Here is a 12,745-nt window from a genome sequence, read left to right as displayed (position 1 = left end):
TGATCTAGGTCTCTTCGGGGGTCCCGGGTGAACGGGAGCACCTACCGGAAGTCCCTCCCCGAAACGTGCGGACACCCCGCCGTGACATGCATTAATCGACATATCAACGCCCCTCCCGGGACGAAGGTCCCGATCGGGTGCCGTGCCGATACACCACATGAACCCTGGCAGTTCACCTTCCGTTCATCCAGGTTGCCTACGGTCCACGAACCACTGACGTCAAACAGAAGCCTGGGTAAATGGAGCACATAACGCTTCTCCTCGGGATCGTGATCATCACCGCTCTCGTGTTCGATTTCACGAACGGTTTTCACGACACGGCCAACGCGATGGCCACCACCATCTCGACCGGCGCCCTCAAGCCCAAGACCGCGGTGGCGATGTCCGCCGTGCTCAACCTCGTCGGCGCTTTCATGTCCGTGGAGGTCGCCAAGACGATCTCCAAGGGACTGGTCAACGAGGAAGGCATCCAGCCGGAGGTCATCTTCGCCGCCTTGGTCGGCGCGATCCTCTGGAACCTCGTCACCTGGCTGGTCGGACTGCCCTCCAGCTCCTCGCACGCCCTGATGGGCGGCCTGATCGGTGCGGCCGTGGCCTCCGCCGGCATGGGCGCCGTCAACGGCAGCGTCGTCGTCACCAAGGTGCTGATCCCCGCGATCGCCGCGCCGCTGGTCGCCGGTTTCGCCGCGTACCTGGCCACGAAGGTCACGTACAAGGTCGGCAAGGGCATGGGCGAGAAGACCTCGGCCAAGGGCTACCGCGCCGGCCAGATCGCTTCCGCCGGTCTGGTCTCGCTGGCTCACGGCACCAACGACGCGCAGAAGACGATGGGCATCATCACCCTGGCGCTCGTCGCCGGCGGTGCCATCGCTCCCGGCTCCAACCCGCCGGTCTGGGTCATCGTCTCCGCCGGTCTGGCCATCGCGATGGGCACCTACCTGGGCGGCTGGCGCATCATCCGCACCATGGGCAGCGGCCTGACCGACCTGCAGCCGCAGCAGGGCTTCGCCGCCCAGACCTCGGCCGCCAGCGTCATCCTGGCCTCCTCCTCCCTCGGCTTCTCCCTCTCCACCACCCACGCGTGCTCCGGCGCCGTCATGGGTTCGGGTCTGGGACGCAAGGGCGGCGTGGTCCGCTGGTCCACCGCCACCCGCATGTTCATCGCCTGGGGCCTGACCCTCCCGGCCGCGGCCCTGGTGGCCGCCGGTGCCGAGCTGGTCATGCGCACCGGGGACATCGGCGTCGGCGCCGTCACGGTCTTCCTGGTCGGCTCCTGCGTCGCCATCTGGCTGATCTCGCGCCGCCAGGTCGTCGACCACACCAACGTCAACGAGGTCGCCACGGCCGACGCCGAGGAGCCGGGCGTGGTCACCACGGCCATCGCTGCCGTCAGCGTCCCGCCGACCGCCGCTGCCGCCGGCAGCACCGCCGCGGTGACGGACGAGGAACTGAAGGCCACCATCCCGGCCGCGACGACGACTCCCGCGGCTCCGGCCGCGGCCGTCTGACCCCGAGAACGACAGAGGATTCAGCGGTATGAAGATCGACTGGGAAGCACTCGGCTCCGTCTTCGGGGTCAGCCTCTCCGCCACCGTCGTCCTGGTGACCCTGTTCACCCTGGGCCTGATGGGACTCTCCAAGCACGAGGCCGCCACCGAACAGGGCGGCGCCGCCACCCTGGCCCGCAGCGGTGCGTACGCCTGCTTCGCGCTCTGCGCGGCGGCCGTGGCCTACGGGATCTACCTGATCGTCGCCTAGGCGACGGACACCACGCCCCGTACGAAGGCTCCCTCCGGGTTCGTCCCGCAGGGAGCTTTCGCATGCCCGGAGCCGCCTCCCCCGCCACCCCGCCGCAGGTCAACGGCGAGTTGACGGGCCTTCGCGCTGCGTGGTGGACTGCCCGAGCCATTACGGCGGCATGGAGAGGAAGTCCGGTGCGAATCCGGCGCGGTCCCGCCACTGTCACCGGCGCGCTCGGCCCTCCGGCCGGGGTGCGGCCGGGAGCCAGGAACTCTCGCCGCCGGACACGTCGAACCAGGGCGCGGACCCTGAGTGAGGACATACCTGCCACCATGCGTGCCGATCGCGTCTTCGCGTACGGCGTCACGGCGGGCCTGATCGGCGACCGGATCCTCGGGGATCCGCGCCGAGGGCACCCCGTGGCCGCCTTCGGACGAGCCGCCGCCGCCGTCGAACGTGCCCTGTGGCGCGACGACCGCGCGCGGGGCGCCCTGCACACCCTGCTCTGCGCCGGAGGCGCGGCCGCCGTCGGCGCGCTGGGCGCCCGCGCCGTGCGCTCCCGGCCCGCGGCCGCCCGCATCGCCCTCACCGCCGCCGCCACCTGGGCCGTCGTGGGCGGCACCTCGCTGGGCCGCGAGGCCCGCGCCATCGGCGGCGCGCTCGCCGCCGGGGACGCCGAGGTGGCCCGCGAGCGGCTGCCCCACCTGTGCGGGCGCGACCCGCAGGCGCTGGACGAGCAGCAGATGGCCCGCGCGGTCGTCGAATCGGTCGCCGAGAACACCTCCGACGCCGTGGTCGGGGCCCTGGTGTGGGGCGCCGTCGCCGGCGTCCCCGGGCTGCTGGCCTTCCGCGCCGTGAACACCCTGGACGCGATGGTCGGCCACAAGTCCCCCCGCCACCTGCGCTACGGCTGGGCCTCGGCCCGGCTCGACGACGTGGCCGGCTGGCCGGGCGCCCGGCTGACGGCGCTGGCCGCCGTACTGGCCGGGCCCGACCGGCGGGGAGCCGTACGGGCCTGGCGCGCGGACGCCGCCAAGCACCCGAGCCCCAACGCGGGCCCCGTGGAGTCCTCCTTCGCCGGGGCGCTCGGCGTACGGCTGGGCGGAACCCTGGCGTACGCGGGCCGGGTCGAACACCGGGCCGTGCTCAACGGCGCGGCCGGGCGGCCCGTGGAGGTCGCGGACATCGAACGAGCGGTGCGGCTGTCGCGCCGGGTGACGTGGGTGGCGCTGGGGGCCTGTGTGGCCGCCCGGACGCTGGTCTCCCGGGCGCTGGTCGCCCGCACTACGGAGAAGGGGCGGCGCGCATGAGCGGCGGCGCGAAGCGCGGCGGGGGCCTCCTCGTCGCCGGTACGACCTCGGACGCGGGCAAGAGCGTGGTCACGGCGGGCATCTGCCGGTGGCTGGCCCGGCAGGGCGTGAAGGTGGCCCCGTTCAAGGCCCAGAACATGTCCCTGAACTCCTTCGTGACGAGGGAGGGCGCCGAGATCGGCCGCGCGCAGGCCATGCAGGCCCAGGCGGCCCGCGTGGAGCCCACCGCGCTGATGAACCCGGTGCTGCTCAAGCCCGGCAGTGACCGGAGCAGCCAGGTGGTGCTGCTGGGCAAGCCGGTGGGCGAGATGAGCGCGCGCGGCTACCACGGGGGCAGGCAGGAGCAGTTGCTCGGCATCGTCACGGACTGCCTGGAGCAGTTGCGGGGCACGTATGACGCCGTGATCTGCGAGGGGGCGGGCAGCCCGGCCGAGATCAACCTGCGCCGGACCGACATCGTGAACATGGGCATCGCGCGGGCCGCGCGCTTCCCGGTGGTCGTCGTCGGCGACATCGACCGGGGCGGGGTCTTCGCGTCCTTCTTCGGGACGACGGCGCTGCTCTCGCCCGAGGACCAGTCGCTGATCGCGGGCTACCTGGTCAACAAGTTCCGCGGCGACGTCACCCTGCTGGAACCGGGCATGGAGATGCTGCGCGGCCTGACCGGGCGGGCGACGTACGGGGTGCTCCCCTTCCAGCACGGGCTGGGCATCGACGAGGAGGACGGCCTGCGGGTCTCCTTGCGGGGTGCCGTACGGGAATCCGTGGTCGCCCCGCCCGTGGGCGAGGACGTGCTGCGGGTCGCGGTCTGCGCGGTGCCGCTGATGTCCAACTTCACGGACGTCGACGCGCTCGCGGCGGAGCCGGGCGTGGTCGTGCGGTTCGTGGACCGGGCCGAGGAACTGGCCGACGCGGACCTGGTCGTCGTCCCCGGCACCCGCGGCACGGTCAAGGCCCTGGCCTGGCTGCGCGAGCGCGGGCTCGCGGACGCGCTGGCCCGGCGGGCCGCCGAGGGCCGGCCGGTCCTGGGCATCTGCGGCGGGTTCCAGCTCCTCGGCGAACACATCGAGGACGAGGTCGAGTCGAAGGCCGGCTCCGTGCCGGGGCTCGGGCTCCTTCCCGTCCGGGTCCGCTTCGAGCGGGAGAAGACCCTGGCGCGGCCGGTGGGTTCGGCGCTGGGCGAGGAGGTCTCCGGCTACGAGATCCATCACGGCGTGGCCGAAGTCCTGGGCGGGACCCCCTTCCTGGACGGGTGCCGGGTCGGAGCGGTGTGGGGCACCCACTGGCACGGCTCGCTGGAGTCGGACGGCTTCCGGCGGGCCTTCCTCCGCGAGGTCGCCTCGGCCGCGAGCCGCCGCTTCGTCCCGGCCCCGGACACGTCGTTCTCCTCCCTGCGGGAGGAGCAGCTCGACCTGCTCGGCGACCTGATCGAGGAACACGCGGACACGGACGCCCTGCTCCGCCTGATCGAGACCGGAGCCCCGTCGGGCCTCCCCTTCCTCCCGCCCGGTGCGCCGTGACGTCCCCGTCCCTGCGGGGGCCGTCCCCGACCCACCCTTCCACCGTTCCCCGGGCTGCGCCCGGACCCCTCCGATGTGCGGCGCCGTACCCGGGGGCCAGCCCCCGGACCCCCGCTCCTCAAACGCCGGAGGGGCTGGATTTGGCCGGCGTCGGCCGGCCCGTGACCGCCGGGGGTTGGGAAATCCAGCCCGTCCGGCGTTTGAGGACCGGGTCCGGGCGGAGCCCGGGGAACGGTGGAAGGGCGGGTAGGGGACCAGCCCCGCGCAGCGGCACCCCGCAGCCCGGCCGCGCCGTCCATGCCCGCCCGCGCACGCGTATCCGTACACACGCCCAAGAAGGGGCCACCGCATGAGCACGCCCTACCCGTTCACCGCACTGGTCGGCCAGACCGACCTGCGCCTCGCGCTGCTGCTCAACGCCGTGAGCCCCGCGGTCGGCGGTGTGCTCGTGCGCGGTGAGAAGGGGACCGCCAAGTCCACCGCCGTCCGCGCCCTGTCCACCCTGCTGCCGCAGGTGGACGTGGTCCCCGGCTGCCGGTTCAGCTGCGCGCCCACCGCCCCGGACCCCGCCTGCCCCGACGGCCCCCACGAGCCGGGACCGGCCACCGCGCGGCCCGCCCGGATGGTGGAGCTGCCCGTCGGCGCCTCCGAGGACCGGCTCGTCGGCGCCCTCGACATCGAACGCGCCCTCGCCGAAGGCGTGAAGGCCTTCGAGCCCGGCCTGCTGGCCGACGCGCACCGCGGGATCCTGTACGTCGACGAGGTCAACCTGCTCCACGACCACCTCATCGACCTGCTCCTCGACGCCGCCGCGATGGGCGCCTCCTACGTCGAGCGCGAGGGCGTCTCCGTACGGCACGCCGCCCGTTTCCTCCTCGTCGGCACGATGAACCCCGAGGAGGGCGAGCTCCGCCCGCAGCTGCTCGACCGGTTCGGGCTCACCGTCGAGGTCGCCGCCTCCCGCGAGCCCCTGCAGCGGGTCGAGGTGGTGCGTCGCCGGCTCGCCTACGAGGACGATCCCGCGGGGTTCGCGGGCCGCTGGTCCGCGGACGAGGAGGAGGTGCGCGCCCGGGTGGTGGCCGCGCGGGAGCTGCTCCCGCAGGTGCGCCTCGGCGACACCTCGCTGCTGCAGATCGCGGCGACCTGCGCCGGTTTCGAGGTCGACGGCATGCGCGCCGACATCGTGATGGCCCGTACCGCGACCGCGCTCGCCGCCTGGGCCGGGCGGACCGAGGTGCGCAAGGAGGACGTGCGGCAGGCCGCCCTGCTGGCGCTCCCCCACCGGCGCCGCCGCAACCCCTTCGACGCCCCCGGCCTCGACGAGGAGAAGCTGGACCGGATCCTGGACGGGTTCCCCGACGACGAGCCGGAGCCCGAGCCGGAGCCGGAGCCGGAACCGGAGGGTCCGGGCGAGGGACCGCAGGACGACGGCCCGGACGGCGGCGGCCCCGACGGCGGGGGCGGCGTACCCCCGCAGGGCTCCGCACCGGACGCGCCCGAGGCCGAGCCGGAGGCCCCGGCCGAGCCCGAGCAGCGGCCCGAGACCCAGCCCTCCGCCCAGGAGAGCGAGGCGGCGGCCGGTCCGGCCGAGCAGGCACCCGTACGGGCCGCCGAGCCGTTCCGCACCAAGATGCTCAGCGTCCCGGGCCTCGGCGAGGGCGCGTCGGGCCGGCGGTCGCGCGCCCGCACCGCGCACGGCCGCACCACCGGCGCCCAGCGCCCCCGGGGCCAGCTGACCAAACTGCACCTGGCGGCGACCGTCCACGCCGCCGCCCCGCACCAGAAGGCGCGCGGGCGCACCGGACGCGGGCTGGTCGTCCGCAAGGACGACCTGAGGCAGGCGACCCGCGAGGGCCGCGAGGGCAACCTCGTCCTGTTCCTCGTCGACGCCTCCGGTTCCATGGCGGCCCGGCAGCGGATGAGCGCGGTCAAAGGGGCGGTGCTGTCCCTGCTGCTCGACGCCTACCAGCGCCGGGACAAGGTCGGCCTGATCACCTTCCGGGGCTCCTCGGCCGAGCTCGCCCTGCCGCCCACCTCCTCCGTCGACGCCGCCGCGACCCGGCTGGAGAACCTGCCGACCGGCGGCCGCACCCCGCTCGCCGCCGGCCTGCTCAAGGCCCACGAGGTGCTGCGGATCGAACGGCTGCGGGACCCGAGCCGGCGCCCGCTGCTCGTGGTCGTCACCGACGGACGGGCCACCTCGGCCGGGTCCGTGGGCGGTGACCCGCGCGAGCTCTCGGCGCGCAGTGCCCGGCTGCTGGCGGCCGGCGGGGTCGCCTCCGTGGTCGTGGACTGCGAGTCGGGGCCGGTCCGGCTCGGGCTGGCCGGAGCCCTGGCCGCCGATCTGGGCGGCCCGGCCGTCACCCTCGACGGGCTGCGGGCCGATTCGCTGGCCGGGCTCGTGAAGAACGTACGTACCCCATCCCCGACCCTCAGGAGGGCCGCGTAATGCCGCAGGGACAGCCGTCCGTCGTTCCGGACGACGGACTCACGACGCGTCAGCGCCGCAACCGCCCGCTCGTCTTCGTCCACACGGGGCCGGGTAAGGGCAAGTCGACGGCGGCCTTCGGTCTGGCGCTGCGCGCCTGGAACCAGGGCTGGCCGATCGGGGTGTTCCAGTTCGTCAAGTCGGCGAAGTGGAAGGTCGGCGAGGAGAACGCGCTGAAGGTGCTCGGCGCCTCCGGCGAGGGCGGCTCCGTCGTCTGGCACAAGATGGGCGAGGGCTGGTCCTGGGTCCAGCGCGACGCCCAGCTCGACAACGAGCAGGCGGCCAAGGAGGGCTGGGAGCAGGTCAAGCGCGACCTGGCCGCCGAGACGCACAAGCTGTACGTGCTGGACGAGTTCGCGTACCCGATGCACTGGGGCTGGATCGACGTCGACGAGGTCGTCGAGGTGCTGCGCAACCGTCCCGGGACGCAGCACGTGGTGATCACCGGGCGCAACGCACCGGAGAAGCTGGTGGAGTTCGCGGACCTCGTCACCGAGATGACCAAGGTCAAGCACCCGATGGACACCGGCCAGAAGGGCCAGAAGGGCATCGAGTGGTGACCTCGTTCAACGTACCGAGACTGGTCATCGCCGCGCCCTCCTCCGGCAGCGGCAAGACCACCGTGGCGACGGGCCTGATGGCGGCCTTCTCGGAGCGCGGCCTCGCCGTGTCCCCGCACAAGGCCGGGCCCGACTACATCGACCCGGGCTACCACGCGCTGGCCACGGGCCGGCCCGGGCGCAACCTGGACGCCTTCATGTGCGGGCCCGAGCTGGTGGCTCCGCTGTTCGCGCACGGGGCGGCCGGATGCGATCTGGCCGTCATCGAAGGCGTGATGGGGCTCTACGACGGGGCCGCGGGGCGGGGCGAACTGGCGTCGACGGCGCAGGTCGCGAAGCTGCTCCGGGCGCCGGTGGTGCTGGTCGTCGACGCGTCCTCGCAGTCGCGGTCGGTGGCGGCGCTGGTGCACGGTTTCGCCTCCTTCGACCCGCAGGTGCGCCTCGGCGGCGTGATCCTGAACAAGGTGGGCTCCGACCGGCACGAGGTGATGCTGCGGGAGGCGCTGGAGGAAGCGGGGATGCCGGTCCTCGGCGTCCTGCGGCGTGCTCCGCAGGTGGCCGCGCCCTCGCGGCACCTGGGGCTGGTGCCGGTCGCCGAGCGGCGGGCCGACGCGGTGTCGTCGGTGGCCGCCCTGGCGGACCAGGTCCGCGCGGGCTGCGACCTGGAGGCCCTGATGGCCTTGGCCCGCACGGCCCCGCCGCTGACGTGCGAAGCATGGACGCCGGACGGGCTGGAGAATGCCGCGCAGCGGCGAAATCCAGCTTCGCCGGCGTTTGAGGCGCGGGGTCCGGGGCGGAGCCCCAGCGGCGGCGCCGCACCCGTCATCGCCGTCGCAGGAGGGGCCGCCTTCACGTTCTCGTACGCCGAGCACGCGGAGCTGCTCACCGCCGCCGGAGCGGAGGTGGTCACCTTCGATCCCCTCCGGGACGAGGCGCTCCCCGATCACACCACCGGCCTGGTGATCGGCGGCGGGTTCCCCGAGGTGTACGCGCCCGAGCTATCCGCGAACGAGCCGCTGCGCAAGGCCGTCGCTGCCTTCGCCGCCGCCGGCGGCCCGGTGGCGGCCGAGTGCGCCGGGCTGCTCTACCTCGCCCGTTCGCTGGACGGCAAGCCCATGTGCGGGGTGCTCGACGCCGACGCGCGGATGTCGGAGCGGCTCACGCTCGGCTACCGCGAGGCGGTCGCCGTCTCCGACAGCGTCCTGGCACCGGCCGGGACCCGGCTGCGCGGGCACGAGTTCCACCGGACGGTGATCGAGCCGGGTGCCGGTGCCGCGCCGGCCTGGGGCTTCACGCATCCGGAACGCCGGGTCGAGGGGTTCGTCGCCGGCGGTGTGCACGCCAGCTACCTGCACACGCACTGGGCGGCGGAGCCTTCCGTGGCCCTGCGGTTCGCCGAGGCCGCGGCAGCGCATCGGTGAACCGGAGACGCCCGGGGCCGGCCGCGTCACTCCGCCAGGCCCACGACCAGCCAGATCCCCGCCACCCCGCCGACGGTGCACATCAGGGTGGACAGCGCGGGGTGCTTGTGGTGGGCCTCGGGCAGGATCTCGGCGGCGGCCAGGTACAGCAGGACGCCTCCGAAGAAGCCGAGGTAGGCCCCGAGCGGTTCCTCCGGAAGGGTGAACAGCATGGTGGACGCGGCGCCCACGACGGGGGCGGCCGCGTCCGCGAAGAGCATGAGCAGGGCCTTGCGGCGGTCGTTCCCGTACAGCCGGGTGAGGGTGTAGGTGTTGAACCCGTCGGCGAAGTCGTGGGTGATGACGGCCAGTGCCACGGCCACGCCCATCCCCCCGCCGACCTGGAACGCGGCGCCGAGGGCCACCCCGTCGGCGAGGCTGTGGCCGACCATGGCGGCGGCCGCCGTCAGGCCGACCTGGGGGACCCTCTTCCCGTGGTCCGGGTGCCCCTCGCCGTTCGTGGCCCCGTGGGAGGCCTGGCGGACCGCCAGGAGGCGTTCCACGCAGTGCGCGGCGAGGAACCCTCCGACGAAGAGCAGCAGGGCCAGCGGGACGCCGAACACCTCGTCGCCGGCGGCGTGCATGGCCTCCGGGAGCAGGTCGAGGCCCACGACGCCGAGCATCAGCCCGCCGGCCAGGCCCAGCACGAGGTGGCGGCGGTCGGTGACGCGCTGCGCCGTCCATCCGCCTGCCAGGGTCATCAGGAACGCACCCAACGCCACGATCACGGCCATGTGCCCCTGCATACCGACTCCGCGCCGCCCGCGCACGTCCGGGTCCGGGTGGCGGACCACGGCCGGTTGACGGCCCGGCCGCCGTGCGCGCGGTCCCCGCGCACGCGGTCCACGAGCACGAGCAGCACCACGAACACGACGACGGAGAACGGGTGAACCTGTTGGGCGAGTACGCGACGCAACTGGTCGTCGGGGTCGGTGGCCGCGCGGGCGTGTCCGTGGCGGAGGTCTGCGCCCTGGTGGAGGAGACCCTGCGCGGTGCCGGACTGGAGTCCGGTTCGGTGACGGCCCTGGCCACCGTGGAGGGGAAGGCCCTGGAGGCGGGGATCGCCGGTGCGGCGGAACGTTTCGGCGTCCCCCTGCTCAGCTACCCCGCCGAGCGCCTGGCCGCGATCCCGGTACCGCACCCCTCGGACGCCGCCCGGGAGGCCGCCGGCACCGCGTCGGTGGCGGAGGCCGCCGCGCTCGCCGGGGGCGGGGAACTCCTCGTGCCCAAGCGGCGGTCGGTGGCGGCGACCTGCGCCGTCGCCACGGCCCACACGCACGATCTGCGCCACCACGGGGACGCCGAGGTCGCGGACGCGGGCGCGGGGCTGGTCGATCTCGCGGTGAACGTACGGTCCCACACGCCGCCGCAGTGGCTGAAGGACCGGATCGCGGCTTCGCTCGACGTCCTGTCCGCGTACCCCGACGGCCGCCCCGCCCGCGCGGCCGTGGCCCTTCGCCACGGGCTGCCGGTCGAGCGGGTCCTGCTGACCGCGGGGGCCGCGGAGGCGTTCGTACTGATCGCGCGGGCGCTGGGCGCCGAACGGCCCGTGGTGGTGCATCCGCAGTTCACCGAGCCGGAGGCGGCCCTGCGGGACGCGGGCCACCGGGTGGAGCGGGTGGTGCTGCGGGCCGAGGACGGTTTCCGGCTGGACCCGGCGGCGGTACCGGAGGAGGCCGACCTCGTGGTGGTCGGGAACCCGACCAACCCGACCTCGGTGCTGCACCCGGCGGCGACCCTGGCCGCGCTGGCCCGGCCCGGCCGGATCCTGGTGGTCGACGAGGCCTTCATGGACGCGGTCCCCGGCGAACGCGAGGCGCTGGCCGGGCGGACGGACGTGCCGGGCCTGGTCGTGCTGCGCAGCCTGACCAAGACCTGGGGCCTGGCCGGGCTGCGCATCGGTTACGTGCTGGCCGAGCCCGGGGTGATCGCGAAGCTGGCGGCGGCGCAGCCGCTGTGGCCGGTGTCCACGCCCGCGCTGGTGGCGGCCGAGGCGTGTGTGGCTCCCGCGGCGCTGGCCGAGGCGGAGGCCGCGGCCCGGCAGATCGCGGTGGACCGGGAGCACCTCCTGGCGGGGCTCGCGGAGTTCGAGGAGATCTCGGTGGCGGGTACGGCGGAGGGGCCGTTCGTGCTGATCCGGGTCGAGGGCGCGGCGGAGATCCGCACCCGGCTGCGCGCGCTGGGCTTCGCCGTGCGCCGCGGCGACACCTTCCCGGGGCTGGACCGCTCCTGGCTCCGGCTGGCGGTCCGCGACCGCGCGACGACGGGCCGCCTCCTCCAGGCGCTCGACCAGGCCCTCGCCGCGCGCTGACCCCGAGCCGAAGGCACTCCAATGGCGCGTTTGCGCGGGTCGCGCATGGCGGTGCCCGTACCGGTGCGCGACTATTTCCGCAGGTAGTGACCATGCGACACCGGGGGTACGGGGATGAAGAGGGTCGGCAAGATAGGTGCGGCCGTGGCCGGACTGGCCGCGGTGGGAGGCGCCGTCTACGGGGTGACGCAGCTGGCCGGCGAGGACGGCGGGGCGGCGGCGAAGCAGCGGCTGGGGGCGAAGCCGGGGGCGGCCGCGAGTCCGAGCCGCGACGCCGCATCCGGAGCCACGGCCTCGGCCGTGGCGGGCGGGAAGCCGTTCACGCTCGTCGGCACCGGCGACATCATCCCGTACCCGTCGATCATCCAGCGTGCCGCCGACGACTCCGCGGAGAAGGGCGGCTACGACTTCCGGAAGATACTCGCCGGGGTCAAGCCCGTCGTCTCCGCCGCCGACCTGGCGATATGCCACCACGAGATACCGTACGGCCGGCCCGGCGGCCCCTACACCGGATATCCCCTCTTCAAGGCCCCGCACCAACTGGCCGACGCCCTCGCGGACACCGGCTACGACAGCTGCTCGACCGCCTCGAACCACACCCTGGACGACGGGTACGACGGCCTCGTCCGCGTCCTCGACCACCTCGACCGCGTCGGCATCCGGCACGTCGGATCGGCCCGCGGCGCCGAGGAGGCCAAGGCCCCGGCCGTGGTCGAGGCCGGTGGGGCCAAGGTCGCGCAACTGGACTACACGTACGGGACGAACGGCGTCCCGCTCCCCGACGGCAAGCCCTGGGCCGTGAACCTGATCGACCCGGCGCGGATCGTCGCCGACGCCCGCGCCGCGCGCGCGGCCGGCGCGAACGTCGTCGTCCTCAGCCTCCACTGGGGCTCCGAGTGGCAGACGGCCCCGGACAAGCAGCAGTTGGAGCTGGCCCAGGCGCTGACCGCCTCGCGCGGGGCCGACGGCCTCCCCGACATCGACCTGATCCTCGGCACCCACAACCACGTGCCGCAGCCGTACGAGAAGGTCAACGGCACCTGGGTGGTCTACGGCATGGGCGACCAGGTCGCCAGCTTCTACGAGGCCGAGAAGGCCCGCGGCAACATGTCCTCGATCCCCCGCTTCACCTTCGCCCCGGCGGCGGCCCACCCGGGCCGCTGGGAGGTGGTGAAGGCCGAGTACCTCACGCAGTTCTCGGACATGCGGCCGCCGTTCCGCGTCGTCTGCACCTCCTGCGAGGCCGCCGCCTCCTCCGCCGACGGCACGTACGCCGCCGCCGACCGCGAGGTGACGAAGGCCGTGATGTCACGCGGCGCCGGGGAGCAGGGGCTGACGCGCGCGACGCGGTAGGTC

The 12,745-nt window shown here is 74.2% G+C and carries 10 protein-coding genes and 1 riboswitch; of the genes, 9 read left to right on the top strand and 1 reads right to left on the bottom strand.

The features are described from left to right. Positions 1–239: 239 nt before the first annotated feature. The 7 genes from ACE1OC_RS30920 to ACE1OC_RS30890 all read left to right on the top strand — a co-directional run bounded on the left by ACE1OC_RS30920 (position 240) and on the right by ACE1OC_RS30890 (position 9,039). Entirely contained in the window at positions 240–1,508 is a 1,269-nt protein-coding gene (locus tag ACE1OC_RS30920; RefSeq protein ID WP_407839769.1) for an inorganic phosphate transporter, read from the top strand. A gap of 28 nt (positions 1,509–1,536) precedes the next feature. Beyond that, positions 1,537–1,758 carry a hypothetical protein gene (locus ACE1OC_RS30915; protein ID WP_243338472.1) on the top strand — a complete coding sequence of 74 codons (222 nt, stop codon included), beginning with the start codon at positions 1,537–1,539 and terminating at the stop codon, positions 1,756–1,758. 164 nt (positions 1,759–1,922) lie between these two features. Beyond that, a riboswitch (cobalamin riboswitch) is annotated at positions 1,923–2,014 on the top strand. A gap of 58 nt (positions 2,015–2,072) precedes the next feature. Then, complete coding sequence (locus tag ACE1OC_RS30910; RefSeq protein ID WP_407839768.1) at positions 2,073–3,050, top strand: cobalamin biosynthesis protein; 978 nt, start codon at positions 2,073–2,075, stop codon at positions 3,048–3,050. Continuing rightward, entirely contained in the window at positions 3,047–4,570 is a 1,524-nt protein-coding gene (locus ACE1OC_RS30905; RefSeq protein ID WP_407839767.1) for a cobyric acid synthase, read from the top strand. The genes ACE1OC_RS30910 and ACE1OC_RS30905 overlap by 4 nt, the downstream gene beginning before the upstream one ends. A gap of 349 nt (positions 4,571–4,919) precedes the next feature. After that, positions 4,920–7,019: a putative cobaltochelatase gene (locus ACE1OC_RS30900; RefSeq protein WP_407839766.1), complete on the top strand. Its 2,100-nt coding sequence runs from the start codon at positions 4,920–4,922 to the stop codon at positions 7,017–7,019. After that, complete coding sequence (gene cobO, locus ACE1OC_RS30895) at positions 7,019–7,618, top strand: cob(I)yrinic acid a,c-diamide adenosyltransferase (protein WP_250742265.1); 600 nt, start codon at positions 7,019–7,021, stop codon at positions 7,616–7,618. Before ACE1OC_RS30900 ends, cobO begins: the two co-directional genes overlap by 1 nt. Further along, positions 7,612–9,039 (top strand): cobyrinate a,c-diamide synthase, encoded by a 1,428-nt coding sequence (locus ACE1OC_RS30890; protein ID WP_407839765.1) that lies wholly within the window; start codon positions 7,612–7,614, stop codon positions 9,037–9,039. The genes cobO and ACE1OC_RS30890 overlap by 7 nt, the downstream gene beginning before the upstream one ends. A gap of 26 nt (positions 9,040–9,065) precedes the next feature. Here the strand turns inward: ACE1OC_RS30890 and ACE1OC_RS30885 are convergent, their stop codons facing one another. Continuing rightward, positions 9,066–9,812, bottom strand: coding sequence for a ZIP family metal transporter (locus ACE1OC_RS30885; RefSeq protein ID WP_407841728.1), 747 nt, complete (start codon positions 9,810–9,812; stop codon positions 9,066–9,068). A 161-nt stretch (positions 9,813–9,973) separates the two neighbouring features. On the opposite strand from ACE1OC_RS30885, the gene cobC reads away from it, so the two are divergent. Next, positions 9,974–11,389 carry an Rv2231c family pyridoxal phosphate-dependent protein CobC gene (gene cobC, locus ACE1OC_RS30880; protein ID WP_407841727.1) on the top strand — a complete coding sequence of 472 codons (1,416 nt, stop codon included), beginning with the start codon at positions 9,974–9,976 and terminating at the stop codon, positions 11,387–11,389. Between the two features lie 114 nt (positions 11,390–11,503). Continuing rightward, the gene (locus ACE1OC_RS30875; RefSeq protein ID WP_407839764.1) at positions 11,504–12,742 is read left to right on the top strand and encodes a CapA family protein; all 1,239 of its coding nucleotides are present in this window, start codon (positions 11,504–11,506) and stop codon (positions 12,740–12,742) included. Positions 12,743–12,745: the final 3 nt, after the last annotated feature.

This window comes from Streptomyces stoeckheimensis (assembly GCF_045822005.1).
GTDB lineage: Bacteria > Actinomycetota > Actinomycetes > Streptomycetales > Streptomycetaceae > Streptomyces > Streptomyces stoeckheimensis.
This window is presented reverse-complemented; position numbering and strand designations above follow the sequence as displayed.